Raw genomic sequence first — 16,617 nt, 5'->3', positions numbered from 1 at the left:
ACGCCGCGTCATGCCGCGTCAAGCACGCGTTGCATCACGGCAGCCGCGAGCTGGCGTCCGCCCCGCTCGGCGCCGTCGATCGCGCGGCGGTCCTCGGTCGGCGCATCGGCCAGCGCCTGGCGCAGCGCCGTTTGCAGGTCGCCGGACCATAGCCGGCGCACGCCGCCCATCGCCACGTAGTTGTCGACGCCCGGCGCGAAGACGGGGTTCGTCTCGGACAAGGCGGTGAGCATCTCTTCCGGCAGCTTGGTCACCCGCGACATCGCGGGGATGCGCATCACGCGGATCTCGGCCTCGGGCAGCGCGTCGCAGGCGTCCGCGATCAGGCCCGAGGTGATGAAACCGCCCGACAGCGCCTGGTCGTACACCAGCCCCAGCACGCGATGCCCGCGCCGACGCGCGAGGTCGATCGTCATGCCCAGGTGCGCCATCGCGCGGTTGATGCCGAGCAGCTCGTCGCGCCGGCGCAGTTGCTGCCCCTGCGTGTCGATCAGCAGCAGGATCGGTCGGCCGGGATGGCGGGCGAGGGTGTCCAGCACCACGCGCGCCTGTGCCAGGGCCAGCTTCACGCCGATCGGCGCATGGCCGGTCGTGCCGACGACGGTCAGCGGCTCGCCGTCGAGCTCGACCGTGCCGTGCAGGAAATCGCCGTCCAGCGTCAGGCCGCGGTCCGAGCCGAACAGCGTCGTGGTCAAGGTCTTCCAGTCCATGTTCGTGTTTCCTACCGGGTTCGGTCGCTGGACGACGCGGAGGTCGAAGGACGCAGCGGCACGACGGCGGCGACGTCCAGGTCCGGAACGCGCGTGGCCTGCGCAACGCCGAGCCGCGTCCACAGCGCCTGCGCATCGTCACCGTCGACCGGTTCGTCGAGCAACGCCAGTCGATGCGCGATCAACGCGTGTTCCGCTTCCAAGGCGTCGATCGTGACGGGGCGCGATGTCGGCAGCATGTCCATCGCCGCGATCGCCGCGCGGCGGAAAGCGTGGACGTCATCCTCCACCAGCGCGTCGCAATCGCCGCTCAGCCAGCGATGTTTGCCGCCGGTGGTGCGCCACACCAGCGCGCGGTCGCGGGCGTCGAATTCCTCGACGCCATGGGAGGCCTCGATGACCTCCGGCCCGGACATCGCAAGCCGGCCGAGGTCGCTCATGACGACGAAGTCGGTGCAACGCGCCACGATGCCCATGCCGCCGAAGCAGCCGTTGGCCGCGCCGATCAGCGCGATCACCGGGATGCCGGCGTCGCGCACGTCCAGCACGGCGCGCATGACCTCGGAGACGGCGATCAGGCCCGCGTTGGCCTCATGCAGGCGGACGCCGCCCGAATCGAGCAGCAGCAGCACGGCGGTGGGCCGGTCGCGCAGCGCGCGGCGCAGCAGGCCGACGAGCTTCGCGCCGTGGACTTCGCCGACGCCGCCGCCCATGAAGGCGCCTTCCTGCGCGGCGACGAAGATCGCTCGTTCGTCGAGCAGGGCGCGCCCGATCGCGACGCCGTCGTCGAAGGCCGACGGGACGCCGAGCTGCGCCAGGTGAGGGCTCATGACGCGCTCCTGCGGCGGCAGCCATTCGTGGAAGCTGCCCGGGTCCAGCAGCAGCGCCAGCCGCTCGCGCGCCGAGCATTCGGCGTAGGAGAGCGGGCGCGCATCGGCGGTCGCGGCGGTCACGGTGGGGGCGTCCGCCGCAGCGGGCGCGACGGAGGAGGGGAGCGTCATGGCTGCATCTCCTGCACGGCCTGGTCGAGACGCAGGCGGACGACCGCCGGCGTGGCGCCCATGTCGTTGATGGACACGCGCACGCCGGCCAGGTCGTGGCGGCGGTGGAAGTCGTCGAGCACGGCCTGCCAGATCGGCGCGAAGCCGCGCGCCGAGGTCTGGACGCGGACCGCGCAGTCGCCGCCGGCGTCCGGCTCGAGCATCACCTCGAGGTTGCCGGAGCCGACCACGCCGACCAGCACCGGCGCGAAGCCGCTCAAGGCCTTCGAGCCGGCGAATCGGAAATCCAGGGTTTCGAGACCAGGCGGAACGGGAGTCATGGCATCTCTCTCATGTTGTCTCGTGGGGGCGTGCTTCGTCTCACCGCGTGCGCCGCGCGCCGGTCACCAGTTGCGGAAGCGCTTCGGCGGCTGGTACAGCCCGCCGGAGGCGCGCACCAGGTCGCGCATGCCGCGCGCGGCCAGCAGGTTGCGGGTGGCGTCGCGCGGATCGATGCCGAGGTCCTCGGCGCGCTTGATCACGCCGCGGTCGCGCAGGTTTTCCACGGCGCGGCGGTCGCGCCCCAGGCCGACGGCGGTGTAGCCGGCGACGCCGCGGATCGCCTGCTCGCGCTCCGCGTCGTTGCGGCACAGCAGCAGGTTGGCGATGCCTTCCTCGGTGAGGACGTGCGTCACGTCGTCGCCGTAGATCATGATCGGCGGCAGGTCCATGCCGGCCTGGCGCTGCAGCTCCCAGGCGTCCAGGCGGTCGACGAAGGCGGGCTGCATATGCTCGCGGAAGGTCTCGACCATCTGCACGACCAGCTTGCGCCCGCGCGGCGTCGCCGCGGCGCCGGTCAGGTGGCCGCGCGCCTCCTCGCCCGCCTTCAACCAGGCGGGGCTGGCGTGGCGTCGGCCGCGTGCGTCGGCGCCCATGTTGGGCGCGCCGCCGAAGCCGGCGATGCGGCCCAGCGTCGCTGTCGAGCTGTTGCCCATCAGGTCCATCTGCAGCGTCGAGCCGATGAACAGGTCGCAGGCGTAGTGGCCCGCCGCCTGGCTGAACGCGCGGTTGCTGCGCAGGCTGCCGTCGGGACCGGTGAAGAAGACGTCGGAGCGGGCGCGGATGTAGTCCTCCATGCCGAGCTCGGAACCGAAGGAGTGGATGGATTCGACCCAGCCCGCCTCGATCGCCGGGATCAACGCCGGATGCGGATTCAGCGCCCAATGGCGGCAGATCCTGCCCTTCAGCCCGAGCGATTCGCCGTAGGTCGGCAGCAGCAGCTCGATCGCCGCGGTGTCGAAGCCGATGCCGTGGTTCAGGCGCTGCACGCCGTACTCGGCGTAGATGCCCTTGATGGCCATCATGGCCATCAGCACCTGGATCTCGCTGATCTGCGCGGGGTCGCGGGTGAACAGCGGCTCGATGACGTTGGGCGTCGGCGCGCGCACGATGAAGTCGACCCAGTCCGCGGGCACGTCGACGCGGGGCAGGGCGCTGCCTTCGGGCAGCAGCTCATTGACCTGCGCGATGACGATGCCGCCGGAGAAGGCGGTCGCCTCGACGATCGCGGGCGTGTCCTCGGTGTTGGGGCCGGTGTAGAGGTTGCCGTGCGCGTCGGCGGCCTGCGCGGCGATCAGCGAGACCTTGGGCGTCAGGTCGACGAAGTAGCGCGCGAACAGCTCCAGGTAGGTGTGGATCGCGCCGATCTTCAGCCGGCCGGCGGACAGCAGCTTGGCCAGGCGCGCGCCCTGCGGCCCGGAGAAGCTGAAGTCGAGCAGGCTGGCGATGCCGCGCTCGAAGACGTCCAGGTGCTCCGGCAGCGCGAGCACGGACTGGACCATGTGCAGGTCGTGGACGCGGGCCGGATCGAGCCGCACCAGCGCCTTGGCCAGGAAGTCGGCCTGCTTCTGGTTGTTGCCCTCGAGGCAGACGCGGTCGCCGGGCTTGAGCACGGCGTGGAGCAGGTCGACGATCGCGTCGGTGTCGGCGTGCTTGCCGGCCAGGCGGGTGCCGAGCGCGTCGCGGGCCGCGGCGAGCCGGGCGGCGCGGTCGCGGGCCTTGGTGTCCATGGGAGTGCGGTCCATGGAGACGGAAGTTACGGGCGCGGCGCCGCCCGATCAATCAACCGGCGCGCGGGACGATTACGGGGAGCGGAACGGTTGACGCGGGGATACCCGCACTGGCGCGGACCGGACATCGAAGCGGCCGGTTCAGTGGCCGGTTCAGTGGGCGCTTCAGTGGCCGCCGAGCTTCAGCGTCCGGCTGGCTGCCAGCAGCGCGAGCAGGTTGGGATCGCGCTCCCGGGTGCGCAGGAAACACAGCGCGATGGTCTGGCGGACGGCGGCGTAGCGTTCCTGGAGCGGGATGAGCCGCACGCTGGGCGGCAGCACGCCGCGCACGCGCCCGGGCAGCAGGGTGCAGCCGATGCCGCCGCCGACGAGGTTCATCAGCGAGAAGATGTCGTTGGTCTTCATCACGATCTGCGGCTCGAAGCCGGCGATGCGGAAGGCGTCGACGAAGCGGCTGTAGGTGACGAAGCCTTCCTGCAGGCTGACGAAGCGTTCCTCGACGCAGTCGCGCAGGTCGATGCTGTTCAGCGCGGCGTAGGGCGACTGGGCGGGAGCGGCGAAGAAGACGTCGTCCTCGAAGAGGGCGTGGGTCTCGAACTCGGGGGCGGCCTCCGGCTGGCCCATGACGGCGGCGTCGATGGTGCCGTCGCGCAGGCGCAGGGTGAGGTCGGAGTTGGAGCCGAGGATGAGCTCGGCCTGCACGTCGGGCTTGCGGGCCTTGAGCGCCATGATCATCGACGGCACGGTGCCGCTGGTGAGCGAGTACAGCGAGCCGATGCGGATGCGTTCGGCGCCATAGCCGGCGATGGCGCGGGTGGCGCTGATGCCTTCGTCCATGCGCTGGAGGATCTCGCGGGCGACGTCGGCGAGCGCGTGGGCGGCGTCGGTGGGCTGCAGGTTGCGGCCCTCGAGCCGGAACAGCGCGCAGCGCGTGCCGGCTTCGAGCGAATGCAGCGCGCGGTGCACGCTGACGGCGCTCGTGCCCAGCCGTTCCGCGGCGCGCGCGAGGCTGCCGCTCTCCAGGAACGTGATCAGGATCTCAAGCTTGCGGAACGTGATCTCTTCGCTGATGCGGGGAAGCATGGGGCGCGACGTGGGGAGTCGGAGAAGACGTCCATTGTGCGTGCATCGAATCGGTGCCACCGATTTGCGTAGGGGCGGACCGCCCAAGATCGCCTGACGATGATCAACAGTCTCTGGTTCGAACGTCGCAAGAGCCGCTGTCGCCGACTGATTCCGGGGATCTGGCATCCCTCAAATCAGGCATCCATGGAGACGCACCGACCTTCATCTGTCGTTGGTGTTGCGCACGCATCTACCAACGAATTGAGGATCGCATTGCGGGAAGCGGTGCAGTGCAATGAGCCCCATGGAACGAATTCAAGATGTGGGCCTCTTGCTGCGGACGGCCCCGGAACCAGCTGGCTTTCCGCAGTCCATGTTGTTCGAGTCGCTGGCGGCAAATCCGACCGGAAGGTTCAGCAGGAATCTCTCGACGACGTTGCGTCACTGCGAGCGTCGCCAGGCGTGGTATCGCGCTTATCTGGTCGAGATGGGCGAGGACCGCTTGCCTTTCGTGGGCAGTCGGCTGCTTGCGGAAAGGGATCGTGGCACCGCGCGGAGCATGCGTCTTTCCCTGTTTCGCTCTGGACGTTCCGTCGACGGGCCTGCGAGGCGAGGCGACCTTTTCGACGCAGTCGTCGAGATGGTGGAAGCGGCAGGAACATTGGTGATGATGGACGAACCTGTCGCGGCGGATCTGCCCTCAACGCTGGCTGCGGCCTTGCATGACGACTTCCGGGGCATCACCTTGGTCGACGATATGGCGCCGGTGATCTTCATCAATGGGGCACAGCCGCCGCGAGAGCGTCTTCTTTGCCTGATCAGGCACCTGGCCTTGCTGTGGCTGGGTTTGTCCGGAGTCAGTCGCGAGGCGACCCATCCTGAAGCGCGCTGCCCGGTCGGCCGCTGGTGCGATGAGGTGGCCGCGGACGCGGTCGACAGGCTGACCGATCTCGCCTACGAGCGGGCGCTCGTGCTCGACGATCCGACTGAGAACGATTCGAGCATGCGCCTCAGCCTGCGGGCCAGCCGCCGGTTCTGCCGAGCCTTGATTGCCAGCACGTTGGAGGGAAAAACGCTGTATCGGGAGGCCTTCCAGTTGCTGGACGTCCCAGGGACCGATGCCTTCAATGCGATCCGTCGATCGCTCGGATCGGAGCTGTGACATGGCTTACCTGCTCGACGCCAATGTTTTTCTGGAAGCCAAGAACGACCACTACGGCATGGACTTCTGCCCTGCCTTCTGGCGTTGGCTGACCATCAGCCACGCAGACGGTCAGGTTCTCAGCATCGTCGAGGTGCGCGAAGAACTGAAGGACGATGAGATCCGACCTTGGGTCACTGCGCAGACGCCAGACTTCTTTCGTTCAGGAGGCGCCTCTACGGTCGAAGCACATCAGCGGATCGACGAGTGGCTGGACAAGGCGTCCTACCTGGACTCGGCGATGCTTGGATTCACAGGTTGCGCGGACGTCCATCTCGTGGCCTATGCGCTTGCACACGGTCACACGGTCGTGACACAGGAGAAGCTGGCTGAAACGGCCCACAAAGTGAAGATTCCAAATGCCTGCAGGGCACTGAAGGTGCGGTGCATCAATACGATCGAGATGCTGCGCGAGCTCCAGGCCCGCTTCGTCCTTGGCCCGATCCACGAGCCTTACGAAGGCGCGAACCTCGCGAAGATCTCGAAGGACGAACCGCCGAGACCTGCAGCGGCGGACGTTCAGGAAGCGCTGCTGCGCTCGATGCCAACCGGTACGGATTGACTGGAGCAGGCCGCCAGCGCTTCGTCCAACCGTGCCTGCCAGATCGCCGTCCATGAAGGCGGCGCGGCCCGGGACAGCGCCTGCAGCGGTTCGACAAGCAGCGGATCCGCGAGCGCCTCGGCCGCGTCGAGTTCGTACATGTGGCACTCCGGCGTGAGCTGCGTGATCAGGACGTCGACAATGCCGTGATCGCCCCGTCGCGCGAGGCCGACCAGCGCTTCGCCGCGGACATCCTCGTCACGGTCCCGCAGGTTCCTGCGCAGGGCGTCGCGGATCTCGGGCGTGTCGTCGTCGCGCAGCGTGCCCAGGCCGAAGGTGGCCCAGTCCCGCACCTCGTCCGACGGGTCCGAGGACAGGCGGATCAGCCCGGCGATCGCCTCCGGCTCCTCGTAGGAACCGAGCGCCACGGCGACCTGCCAGCGCATCCGACTGTCCGGATGCGTCGACAGGCGGAGCAGTCCCTGGACGCTCGCCCCATGCGGCCGTTGCCCGAGTCCGGCGACGGCGGCACGGACCACGTCGTGATGCGGATCGGACAGGCCGCGCAGCAGGAGCTGCTGCGTCTCCTGCTCGGCGAAGAGGACGTCGCGGCCGTGCTCACGACGCATCAGTTGCGCGGCGATCGACAGCGCGAGCGCACGCCGGCGCACGCGCGGGCTGGTGCTCAGCGCCTCGATGCGCGCGAGCAGCGCTGGAGAACCTCGCCGCTGCAAGGCTTCGACCGCACGCCATCCCGCCTGCGCATGCCAGTGCCGCAGCGCGTGGCGCAGCAGGCGGTCGATGCTGAAGGACTTCAACCGGCGGCGGGCAAGGCGTTTCATCGGCGTTGGACTCGAAGACGCGATGGGCCGACTCTACTGGCAGTCGTGGACGGCCGAGGTCGCCGGCCCTCGTCCCCACCGTGCAGGGCCTAGTGCTTCGTCGGCGGATCGTCCCGCTTCAGCAGCCGGTCGACGCCGGTGGTGTCGACGACGCGCGTGGACAGGTCCTTCGCCCAGATCAGCCCCTTCTTCGCCGCGTCCACCGCCTGGTTGGCGGCCTCCGCGGTCGTGTGGCGGACCTGCTCCGCGGTGGGCAGCTGCTGCTGCGTCCAGTCCGCCGTCTTGCGTGCGGCGTCCCAGGCCTGCGTCGCTGCGGTGGCCGTCGTGACCCGGACCTGATCGGCGCTCGGCAGGCGCCGCTGCGTCCAGTCGGCGGTATCGACCAGCACCGTGCGCACCTGTCCGGCGGCGGCGCCGGCGAGCGTGACGGTCTGGTTCCAGCGCTTGGAGAACTCGCCCGGCGGCGCGGTCGCGAGCAGGCGCACGACGGTGGCGAGCGATTCGGTCTCCTCGTGCGTCAGCGGGCCGCCGGCCTCGAGCATGCCGCGCATGAAGACGCCCAGGTCCTTGGCGATCGTGGCGTGATTGCAATCGGGGTTCAGGTGGAGGAACCCGGCGCCTTCCATGGCCATGGCCTCGAGGTCGCTGCCGCCCAGGCGCGCCTCGACGGCGGCGACGGACTGCTCGACGAAGGCACGGTTCAAGCCCCAGTCGGCGATCAGGTGGTCGATCAGGTACTGGCGCTCGGCGGGCTCGACCGCACCGTCGACGGCGGCCAGGCGCAGCGAGAGCGGCGCGATGAGGTCGAACAGCGCGAGACCCAGCGTGTCCAGCGGCGTGTTGAGGTACTTGGGGATCTCGATGACGCGCTCGCCCTTGGTCGAGCTCAGCAGCCGGTACATGCCGTAGCAGGCGCCGCCGGACGCGAGCGCGGCGAAGGCGACCCAGCCGATCGGCGTGGCGGACGCGCCCAGCAGCGACGCCACCAGGCCGGTCTTGGCCACGGCCGCGCCGGCGCCTGCGGCCCCGAGAACGTCCCAGACTTCACGACCGCGGTTGATCATGCGCAGCGAGGCGTAGGCGGCCTCGCCGATGGCGAGCTTGGCCTTGAAGCGCAAGGGATCGGCGACGACCTGGTCGACGCCTTTCAACTCGGGCGGGGGCAGCAGCAAGGGCACGGGGGCAGACATGAGGGAGACTCCGGTGGATAGGGGAGTCTAGCGAAGTGCCATGACCCCTCCCCGGCGTTGCCCCTCCGAGGTCGCCTCTCCGGCCCAAGCGACCGACGTCCGCCTTACTTTTTCACATAGGCGTCGATGGCCTTGCGCGCCAGGAACGACTGGTCGCTGAACAGGCCGTCCATGCCGAGCTTGAGGAAGGCCTCGATCTGGCCCGCGAGGTTGCCGATCGCCGTCGGGTCGGCGCTGCTGTCGAAGTCGTCCGGCAGGAAGACGTTCTCCGCGCGGAAGGTCCAGCCGTGCACGATCAGGCCGGCGGCGTGCGCATCCTTCACCAGCGTGGTGGGCGTGCCCAGGCGACCCGCGACCAGCGGGATCATGAGGTTGGTGTTGGCGCCGATGCCCTGCGCGTAGCTGGAGATCTCCGCCAGGCCGGCCGGCTTCACGAGGTCCGCATAGGTGCGCGTGTCGCCGCTCGCGGTGAAGTCGTAAGGCTGGCCCGATCCGTTGATCAGCTGAACCAGCGGCACGCGCGTCATGCGGTTCAGCTTGCGCAGGTTGCCGACCTCGAAGGACTGGATGAAGACCGCCGCGTCCGGACCGCGGTAACCGTACTTGTTGAGCATGCGCACCAGCGGCTCCTCCAGCGGCTTGCCGATGCCGGCGAAGTAGGTCGGGTGCTTGGTCTCCGGATAGACGCCGATCGGCTTGAGCTTCTGGCCGTGATGACCGTGGCCGCGGCCGTCCTTGCCGTCCTTTGCTGCCTCTTCCTTGCGACGCTCGTTGGCCTGCTGGACCAGTTGCAGCACCTCCTCGAAGGTGGGCACCTCGAACATGTCGTTGAAGCGCGTGTTGCCCGGGCGGATCTGCGGGATGCGTTCACGGGCGCGCAGGGTCTTGAGCTCGGCCAGTGTGAAGTCTTCGGTGAACCAGCCGGTGATCGCGACGCCGTCGATGGACTTCGTCGCCTTGCGGGACGCGAATTCGGGTCGCTCGGCGACGTCGGTCGTCGCCTCGCGCACCGAGCCGTCGGGATTCAGGATCGCGATGGCGTTCTCGTGGCGCGCGACCAGCACGCCGTCCTTCGTCAGCACGAGGTCGGGCTCCACATAGTCGGCGCCTTGTTCGATCGCCAGCCAGTAGGCGGCGAGCGTGTGCTCGGGGACGTAGCCGCTCGCGCCGCGGTGCGCGATCAGCAGCGGCTCCTTGGCGCGCGGCGGCTGCTGGCCGCCATGGGCGCAGGCCGCGGTCACCAGCGAGGCGGCGGTGAGGGTCGAGAGGACAGCAATACGGAGCAGCTTCATCGGAGGTCTCCTTCGGTTGGAATCGACGTCCAGAACGTCGTCGTTGCCGCATGTTGAAGCGGGGTGACGATCACGTTGGAAAAACGTGAGGCCCTGTGGCGACCGAAGGGTAGGGCCAGGCGGATGAAGGTTTGATGATGACCCTGATGGGCGCAGGTCCCCTGAAACAGGTCTTACATGCCGCCGGCCAGCGGCAGCACCTCGTCGCCCTCGCTGGCGTGGCAATCGGCCGGGAGCGGTGCCCAACCGCGGCGAACGACGACGGTGGTGCCGGTGGCGCAGAACTCGACCCGCCGCGCGTCGGGCACGAGCCGGTGCGCGAAGGCTTCGAGCGCCGCCGGCGTGGAGACCTTCAGACGCATCGCGTAGAGGTTGTCGATGGGGTGGTCGTCGCTGTGGATCAGCGGCACGAACTGGGCCGCGAACATCACCGCGTGCGAGGGCACGGCGACCGGCGCGGGGTCGTAACCCAAGTCCTTCAACCAGCGCTGCGCCTGCTGGCGTGTCGGGGTATCGCCCGCCGCCGCCAGAGCGCTCCCGGCGGGAGTCGCGGCCGTTTCAGCCGCAGCGACAGCCGTCGGGTGGCCATCGCGTGGCGCCCAGGCGAAGCCCATGAGTTCGGCGACCCACTGGTTGCAGTTCTGATAACGCGTGCTGAAGGCGTAGGCGCTGGCGCTGTAGCGCGGCGACAGCAGCGCGAGCGCGCGCCGGTTGTCGAGCGCGGCGGCGGCGAGCCGGGCGCCTCCGCTTGCGGGCAGCGTGACGATCGAGAGGCGGATCGGCTCGGTGCGCCCGGCGCTGAGCAGGAAGCCGGCGAGGCCCTGGTCGTAGAGCTTCGCCTTCGATTCGTCGCAGGCGTAGTAGAGCTGCCGCACCGACCACGGGCTGTTGCGGCTGTCCCTCAGCGCAATGCCGCTGTGGGAGTACTGCAGGTGGAAGCGGCTCAGGTCGGTGCCGGAGCGCGAGACGAGCGCGGCGGAGGCGCCGCTCGCCTCCAGCGCCCGCCGCGCGATCGCGACGACCTGGAGCTGGCGGTCCTGCTCGGTGGCGCTGACTTCGTGGCCGCGGTCGCAGAAGGTGGCGGCGTGGGCGGTCGATGCGGCCGCGATCGCCGCCATGGCCGCCATCGCGACGATCGCCGGCGCGTGCCGCGCCGCTCGGGCCCGCGTGCGGGGCCCGCTCGGGATCACAGCGTCACCGGATGCGATTCGAGTTCACGGTGCCAGTCGTCGTGCAGCGCGAGCAGGAAAGCCTGCTTGTTCTCGGCGCGGGCGAATTCGTAGCCGTAGTCGCGCTTGTGCGCGAGCACGTGATCGCCGACGCGCAGCGGCTGGCCGGCGATGGCCTGCTTGGGCACGTAGAGGAAGAACTCGGTGCCGCCCTCGGCGCGGACCGGCTGCAGGCGCAGGCGCTGCGTGTCGGCGCGGCCGGCGGCGTCTTCGACGGCGAGGACCTTGTACTCGCCCTCGGCGACCTTGCGGTCCTTGCTGGAGCTGTCGCTGGACTGGCCGATCGAGTCGGACAGCTGGCGCGAGGACACCGATCCGGCGCTCGAGGCCGAGGTGGCGATGCTCTCGGCCTGCGCTGGCAGCGCAGCGAAGCCGGCGAGCACGGCGAGGGTCGCCGCGGCGGCGGAAGCGAGGGAGAAGGGGGAAGCACTGTGGCGCATAAAACCGTCCATGGGCTGGTCAGTCCGGCCGCGAAGCGGCGGCCGGACGGTCCAAGCATAGGGGATGCGATGACACGTGCAGGCGGCGGTGTGCGCGCAGGGGACCAGGAGTTTCGGCAGGCGATGCGAGGGAATCACTCCCCCCGCTGGTCTCACGACCACCCACGCAAGGGGGAACTCAGTTCAGTTCCCCCGTCGGCACCACCGGCAGCACGACGCTCGACGGCCGCAGCGGCCCGGCGTGGATCGTCGTCACGTTGCCGTTGGCCTGCTGCTGCAGCGGCGTCGGCCAGATGCCCTGCGCCTGGTTGCTCGCGCTGACCGCGATGCGCAGCCGGTGCCCCGCGCGAACCAGCGCCGCGACCGGGAAGACCTCCACCGGCACCAGCATCGGCTCGTTGGCCACCACCGGCAGCGCCGCGCCCGCTGTGAACGGATGCCACGGCTGGATCATCGTGCCGTTGACGAAGCGCGACCGGCTCGTGTCCACCGCGCGGTGCGCCGCCGACATCAGGCCGTGGGTCAGTGGCTTCACCGTTCCCGTCGCGGGATCCACATCGTCGATGCGCACCGACAGCGCCGCCTGCGATCGCGAGGCCGAGATCCACAGGTCCGCCTGGATCGGTCCGTTCAGGTAGAGGTCCTGCGCCAGCGGTGCAGTCTCGTAGACGGCCGCGCCCTGCAGCGACTCCACGCGCGCGCTGTCCGAGTAGCACGGCTTGGGCAGCAGTCCCGCCAGGCCCAGCGTCCATTGCACCTGGCTCGCCGAGCAGTCGCTGTGGTCCCGGACCTGCACGCTCGCGGTGAAGATCGTGCCCAGCACCGTGCCGCGCGTGGCCGTCGGCGCGGGCGGCTCGGAGACCGTCCGCCCGGACGCGACCGTCGGGAGGCCCGACGCCAGGCTGCCGTCCGGCTGGAGATACCAGCGCTGCGGCGCCATCTTCGGATGCGGCCAGTCGCTCGCCGTCGCGAACCGCGGCGTGCCGCCGCTGCCGTAGCCGTCGACGAACTGGGTCACCGTCGGCAACGCGTCGGCCCGGGCCGGGCGCCCCTGCAGGTACTGGTCGAACCACTGCAGCAGCAGCGAGGTCGTGCTCGGCGGTCCGTACGACGGCGCGCCGCCGAAGCCGCCGATGCCCCCTTGCACCGATTGCAGATGCGAGCCCGGCAGGATCGCGAGCTTGGCCGTCACGTTGCGCTTGAGTTGCTCGTACAGCAGCGGCTGGTCGCGCTGGAAGATGTCCAGCGACGCGCCGACGATGAAGGTCGGCACGCGGATCCGCCCGGCGCTCTCCACCGGCGAGCGGCCCGCCCAGAACGAGCCGTCGTCGGTGGCGATGCCGCTCGCGTTGCTGACGAAGCCGTCGAAGGTCGGCGCATACCAGGTGTCGATCGCCGCGACGTGATCGCCGGTCGCGGCGTTGATCTGGCTCGCGTACCAGGGATTGAGCAGCAGCTCCGGCGCGTTGGCCACGCTCAGCGATTGCGTCAGCGGCAGCCAGGTGCTGAGGAACTGCGCGTTGAACAGGCCGCCCGTCGCCGCGACGCCGCGGTAGGCGTCGCCCATCGGCACGGTCGCGAACGCGGCCTTGATCGCCGGATGCTGCTGCCCCGCCGTCAGCAGCGAGCTGATGCCGAGGTAGGACGTCCCCGCCACGCCGATGCTGCCGTTGAAGAACGGCTGCCGCGTCACCCACTCGACGGCCTCGCGGTAGGCCTGCTGCTCGTCCGGTCCGATCAGCTGCGTCACGCCGCCGCTCATGCCGGTGCCGTGGGCGTCGATCGCGACGGTGACGTAGCCGCGCCGCACCATGAACTGGTCCAGCCCGCCGATCAGCAGCGTGTTGCCGCCGGCCGGCGTGAACACGCCGAGGAACTGCCCGACGTCGATCCGGTAGGCTGTCTGCGTCAGCACGACGGGATACCGTCCGGACTTGGGAAAGCCCAGGAAGTCCGCCGGCATCGAGACCAGCACCGCCAGCTGCTTGCCGGACGAGAGCCGGATGAACTGCAGCGGCAGCGTGACCGCGCGGGCGTGGTCGGGGCCGCGCGTGTAGGCCGCGGCGGGCCAGGCTGCGCCCGCGTTGGCGACGACGGCGGGATTGGGCGCGGCAAGCGTGCCGCGCGTCCCCAGCGTCGTCGTCTGCGCGAAGGCGACGAGCGTCGCGCCGGCGGCCAGCGCCACCAGGAGTTCGCGGCAGCGGGCGCCGAGGCCGGAGCGACGGCGCGCGTGCGGGGAGCGGAGGGCGCCAAGCGGCGTCGGAAAGGCCAGGGTCATGTCTTGTCTCCAGGTCCCGAGGGTCGGGTGGTCGCTGTGGCGACTCTGTGGGGCTCTTGCAGAACTGCCCGGCGACTATGCCGCCCCGCGGCGCGCGCGGCACGGGGGAAATCAGGAGGCCGATGGGTATGCGGCTTGCCGCCGCCGGCGCCGCATCGGACCGGACACCGTCCGATTCCGGATCATGGAGGGGATCCGCACGATGCGGTCATCACGCCCGGGCGCGCGCAGGATGTCACGGCTGGACGGCCGCCCGCTGTCGGGTTCCGCCCTTGCGACGCTGCTGTAGGTCAAGCCCCTACAGCAGCTGCGGGAGGCGGCGCTCATCGCGAGTGGCAGCCGCTCGCTGGCGGCGACGGCCCCCTCCGACGACGATCACCTCCATGAACATCGCCGTCATCGAAGACAACGTTCCCGTCCGTCAACTCCTGGTCCGTCGCGCCGAGAAGCTTGGCGGCATCACGGTCGTCGCGCAGGCCTCCGGCGAGGACGAGGCCGTGGACGCCGTCATGGCCACCGCGCCCGACGTCGTGCTGCTCGACCTCAACCTGTCGCAGGGCACCGGCCTGTCGGTGCTGTCCCGCCTGCGCGACCAGGACTACGCCGGCCGGGTCTTCGTGCTCAGCGCGGAAGACGCCGGCACCCACGCCGCACCGTGCCGCCGCAGCGGCGCGGACGGCTTCTACGACAAGGCCTTCGATTTCGAGCAGCTGCTCGCCGATCTGCACGAGCTGTGCCAGCGGGGAGCCGCCAACGTTCCGTGGTCGGCCGGCCCCCGTGCCGTCGCCAACGGCTGAGTTCCCGATCCACGAACCGGCACCCACAGACCGGACCATCCGCATCCACCGACCTGGGAGGACCCGCCATGAAGCTCTCGATGACACTGCCCCGGCTGCCGTTCCCGCTGCCGACGCTGTCCTGGGCGTCACGCGGCCCCATGGCCTCCTGGCTGGTGGTCGGCAACCTGCTGATGATCGTGGCGCTGGCCGCGATGACGGCGCTCAGTCTCTGGAACCACCGCGAGACCGAGACCGACCGCGCCCGCGACGTGGTCGAGAACCTCGCGCAGAACATCGCGGTCGAGGTCGGCGCCGAGCTGCGCAACACCGACAACGCGCTGGCCACGATCGCGCTGCGCTACCGCAGCACGCGCCAGTCCGCGGACCAGTCGGCGATGGTCGCGCGCCTGCTCGACGAGCAGCGCGGCCTGCTGCCGCAGGTCGTCGCGCTGCGCGTCACCGACCTCCACGGCACCGTGACCATCGGGCTGGTGAACGGCGAGCGGCCCTTCAACGTCGGCGACCGCGCCTACTTCGCCCAGGCGAGGCACACGGACACGATGGTCATCTCCGAGCCGCTGAACAGCCGCGCGCAGAACCACTGGTGCATCATCCTGGCCCGCCGCCTGATCGACCACGAAGGCAACTTCGGCGGCATCGTCTATGCCGTGGTGACCGCCCAGCACTTCGTCGACCGCTTCAGCGGCGTGGCGCTCGGTCCCTCGGGCGCGGTCTCGCTGCGCTCCGACGACTTGAACCTGGTGGCGCGCTATTCCGCCAGCGAGCCGAGCTCGACCAAGGGCTTCGGCACGAAGTCGCTGTCCGAGCAGGCGCAACGGTCGCTGGCGCAGAACCGCGAGCGCGGCGTCTACATCACCCCCACGGCGCTCGACCGCGTCGAGCGCATCACGGCCTACCGCAAGGTGCCGGGCTATGCGATGACGCTGTTCACCGGCATGAGCAGCAACTACTTCCTGGCCGGCTGGCACGGGCAGGTCATGCAGCAGTCGCTGCTGGCGGCGCTGGTCGCCTTGGCGGTGGCCGCCGCGTCGGCGCTGATCCACCGCATCCATCGTCGCGAACGCCGCGCCAAGGACGCGCTGCAGCTGCTGGCGCGGGAGCAGGATGCGATGCTGCGCAACGACCTGATCGGCATGGTCCGCATCCGCGACGGCCACGCGCTGTGGGGCAACCCGGCGATGGAGCGCATGTTCGGCCACCCGCCCGGCGGGATGGTCGGCCAGCCCGCGCAGACGCTCTTTCTCAGCCCGCAGGAACACGCCCGCATCCGTGAGGCCAGCCTGGCGACGATGCGTTCGGGCGGCCGCTTCCACACCCAGCTGCGCATGCGCCGCCTGGACGGCGCGGAGTTCTGGGTCGACCTGCACGGCACGGTGCTGTCGGAGCACGAATCGATGTGGATGCTCGTCGACATCGACGGCCTCAAGCGCAGCGAGGAACAGGCGCAGCACCTGGCGCTGCGCGACGTGCTGACCGGCCTGCCGAACCGCCGCCTGTTCGAGGAGAAGGTCGGCGATGCGATCAACGCCGCGCGACGCACCGGCCGCGGCTTCTCGGTCTGCTACCTGGACCTGGACGGCTTCAAGGCCATCAACGACCAGCACGGCCACGAGGCCGGCGACGAGGTCCTGACCGAGATCTCGCGGCGCCTGCAGGCGCTGGTGCGCAGCAACGACGTCGTCGCGCGACTGGGCGGCGACGAGTTCGCGATCCTGCTCTCCGGCGTCACCCGGCCGGAAGACGTCGAGCAGACGCTGCAGCGCTGCCTGTTCTCGACCCAGCGCCGCATCACGCTGGACAGCGGCGAGAAGGTCTCGGTCGGCGCCAGCATCGGCGCGGTGATCGGCGGCGGCGGCGACGCCTGCCGCGAGCTGCTGCACGCCGCCGACGAGGCGATGTACGCGGTCAAGCGCACCGGCAAGGGCCAGATCCAGATCGCCGATCACGTGCAGTCCGAATGGGCCGTGGCGGCCTGAACCG

General features: G+C 70.0%; 15 protein-coding genes. 4 read left to right on the top strand and 11 right to left on the bottom strand.

Going from position 1 to position 16,617, the window contains the following annotated elements:
- Positions 1-8: 8 nt before the first annotated feature.
- The 5 genes from AC07O8_RS22075 to AC07O8_RS22055 all read right to left on the bottom strand — a co-directional run bounded on the left by AC07O8_RS22075 (position 9) and on the right by AC07O8_RS22055 (position 4,842).
- Entirely contained in the window at positions 9-710 is a 702-nt protein-coding gene (locus AC07O8_RS22075; RefSeq protein ID WP_495050077.1) for a biotin-independent malonate decarboxylase subunit gamma, read from the bottom strand.
- 11 nt (positions 711-721) lie between these two features.
- Entirely contained in the window at positions 722-1,711 is a 990-nt protein-coding gene (locus AC07O8_RS22070; protein ID WP_495050076.1) for a biotin-independent malonate decarboxylase subunit beta, read from the bottom strand.
- A complete protein-coding gene (mdcC, locus tag AC07O8_RS22065; RefSeq protein WP_495050075.1) occupies positions 1,708-2,031 on the bottom strand; it encodes a malonate decarboxylase acyl carrier protein in 324 nt (107 codons plus the stop codon). The genes AC07O8_RS22070 and mdcC overlap by 4 nt, the downstream gene beginning before the upstream one ends.
- Positions 2,032-2,094: 63 nt before the next feature.
- Complete coding sequence (gene mdcA, locus AC07O8_RS22060) at positions 2,095-3,774, bottom strand: malonate decarboxylase subunit alpha (RefSeq protein ID WP_495050074.1); 1,680 nt, start codon at positions 3,772-3,774, stop codon at positions 2,095-2,097.
- A 150-nt stretch (positions 3,775-3,924) separates the two neighbouring features.
- A complete protein-coding gene (locus AC07O8_RS22055; RefSeq protein ID WP_495050073.1) occupies positions 3,925-4,842 on the bottom strand; it encodes a LysR substrate-binding domain-containing protein in 918 nt (305 codons plus the stop codon).
- A gap of 286 nt (positions 4,843-5,128) precedes the next feature.
- On the opposite strand from AC07O8_RS22055, the gene AC07O8_RS22050 reads away from it, so the two are divergent.
- Both AC07O8_RS22050 and AC07O8_RS22045 read left to right on the top strand, forming a co-directional pair.
- Complete coding sequence (locus tag AC07O8_RS22050; protein ID WP_495050072.1) at positions 5,129-5,986, top strand: DUF8813 domain-containing protein; 858 nt, start codon at positions 5,129-5,131, stop codon at positions 5,984-5,986.
- Position 5,987: 1 nt separating this feature from the next.
- Positions 5,988-6,587 (top strand): DUF4411 family protein, encoded by a 600-nt coding sequence (locus tag AC07O8_RS22045; RefSeq protein WP_495050071.1) that lies wholly within the window; start codon positions 5,988-5,990, stop codon positions 6,585-6,587.
- On the opposite strand, the gene AC07O8_RS22040 is transcribed toward AC07O8_RS22045, so the two are convergent.
- From AC07O8_RS22040 to AC07O8_RS22015, 6 genes are all read right to left on the bottom strand, one after another.
- Entirely contained in the window at positions 6,545-7,408 is an 864-nt protein-coding gene (locus tag AC07O8_RS22040; RefSeq protein ID WP_495050070.1) for a HEAT repeat domain-containing protein, read from the bottom strand. The genes AC07O8_RS22045 and AC07O8_RS22040 overlap by 43 nt on opposite strands.
- An 89-nt stretch (positions 7,409-7,497) precedes the next feature.
- Positions 7,498-8,598, bottom strand: a complete 1,101-nt coding sequence (locus AC07O8_RS22035; RefSeq protein WP_495050069.1) for a hypothetical protein — start codon at positions 8,596-8,598, stop codon at positions 7,498-7,500.
- Positions 8,599-8,702: 104 nt separating this feature from the next.
- A complete protein-coding gene (locus AC07O8_RS22030; RefSeq protein ID WP_495050068.1) occupies positions 8,703-9,890 on the bottom strand; it encodes a glycerophosphodiester phosphodiesterase in 1,188 nt (395 codons plus the stop codon).
- Positions 9,891-10,063: 173 nt separating this feature from the next.
- Entirely contained in the window at positions 10,064-11,008 is a 945-nt protein-coding gene (locus AC07O8_RS22025) for a DUF2145 domain-containing protein (protein WP_495050067.1), read from the bottom strand.
- Between the two features lie 68 nt (positions 11,009-11,076).
- On the bottom strand, positions 11,077-11,571 hold the full coding sequence (locus AC07O8_RS22020) for a hypothetical protein (RefSeq protein ID WP_495050066.1): 495 nt from the start codon (positions 11,569-11,571) through the stop codon (positions 11,077-11,079).
- 166 nt (positions 11,572-11,737) lie between these two features.
- Positions 11,738-13,837 carry a CocE/NonD family hydrolase gene (locus AC07O8_RS22015; RefSeq protein ID WP_495050065.1) on the bottom strand — a complete coding sequence of 700 codons (2,100 nt, stop codon included), beginning with the start codon at positions 13,835-13,837 and terminating at the stop codon, positions 11,738-11,740.
- A gap of 383 nt (positions 13,838-14,220) precedes the next feature.
- Between AC07O8_RS22015 and AC07O8_RS22010 the strand changes: the two genes are divergently transcribed.
- Together AC07O8_RS22010 and AC07O8_RS22005 are read left to right on the top strand one after the other, a co-directional pair.
- The gene (locus AC07O8_RS22010) at positions 14,221-14,634 is read left to right on the top strand and encodes a response regulator transcription factor (protein WP_495050064.1); all 414 of its coding nucleotides are present in this window, start codon (positions 14,221-14,223) and stop codon (positions 14,632-14,634) included.
- 68 nt (positions 14,635-14,702) lie between these two features.
- On the top strand, positions 14,703-16,613 hold the full coding sequence (locus tag AC07O8_RS22005) for a bifunctional diguanylate cyclase/phosphodiesterase (RefSeq protein ID WP_495050063.1): 1,911 nt from the start codon (positions 14,703-14,705) through the stop codon (positions 16,611-16,613).
- Positions 16,614-16,617: the final 4 nt, after the last annotated feature.

This window comes from Roseateles sp. GW821-FHT09G09 (genome assembly GCF_059415965.1).
Note: the sequence above shows the minus strand (reverse complement) of the source record. Positions and strands in the feature narration are given on the sequence as shown.

Excerpts from the sequence above, each read along its gene's own strand:
- AC07O8_RS22015 (WP_495050065.1), bottom strand. The coding sequence starts at position 13,837 with ATGACCCTGGCCTTTCCGACGCCGCTTGGCGCCCTCCGCTCCCCGCAC.
- mdcC (WP_495050075.1), bottom strand. The coding sequence starts at position 2,031 with ATGACTCCCGTTCCGCCTGGTCTCGAAACCCTGGATTTCCGATTCGCC.
- AC07O8_RS22055 (WP_495050073.1), bottom strand. The coding sequence starts at position 4,842 with ATGCTTCCCCGCATCAGCGAAGAGATCACGTTCCGCAAGCTTGAGATC.
- AC07O8_RS22050 (WP_495050072.1), top strand. The coding sequence starts at position 5,129 with ATGGAACGAATTCAAGATGTGGGCCTCTTGCTGCGGACGGCCCCGGAA.
- AC07O8_RS22035 (WP_495050069.1), bottom strand. The coding sequence starts at position 8,598 with ATGTCTGCCCCCGTGCCCTTGCTGCTGCCCCCGCCCGAGTTGAAAGGC.
- AC07O8_RS22040 (WP_495050070.1), bottom strand. The coding sequence starts at position 7,408 with ATGAAACGCCTTGCCCGCCGCCGGTTGAAGTCCTTCAGCATCGACCGC.
- AC07O8_RS22070 (WP_495050076.1), bottom strand. The coding sequence starts at position 1,711 with ATGACGCTCCCCTCCTCCGTCGCGCCCGCTGCGGCGGACGCCCCCACC.
- AC07O8_RS22020 (WP_495050066.1), bottom strand. The coding sequence starts at position 11,571 with ATGGACGGTTTTATGCGCCACAGTGCTTCCCCCTTCTCCCTCGCTTCC.
- mdcA (WP_495050074.1), bottom strand. The coding sequence starts at position 3,774 with ATGGACCGCACTCCCATGGACACCAAGGCCCGCGACCGCGCCGCCCGG.
- AC07O8_RS22045 (WP_495050071.1), top strand. The coding sequence starts at position 5,988 with ATGGCTTACCTGCTCGACGCCAATGTTTTTCTGGAAGCCAAGAACGAC.
- AC07O8_RS22005 (WP_495050063.1), top strand. The coding sequence starts at position 14,703 with ATGAAGCTCTCGATGACACTGCCCCGGCTGCCGTTCCCGCTGCCGACG.
- AC07O8_RS22025 (WP_495050067.1), bottom strand. The coding sequence starts at position 11,008 with ATGGCGGCGATCGCGGCCGCATCGACCGCCCACGCCGCCACCTTCTGC.
- AC07O8_RS22030 (WP_495050068.1), bottom strand. The coding sequence starts at position 9,890 with ATGAAGCTGCTCCGTATTGCTGTCCTCTCGACCCTCACCGCCGCCTCG.
- AC07O8_RS22010 (WP_495050064.1), top strand. The coding sequence starts at position 14,221 with ATGAACATCGCCGTCATCGAAGACAACGTTCCCGTCCGTCAACTCCTG.
- AC07O8_RS22075 (WP_495050077.1), bottom strand. The coding sequence starts at position 710 with ATGGACTGGAAGACCTTGACCACGACGCTGTTCGGCTCGGACCGCGGC.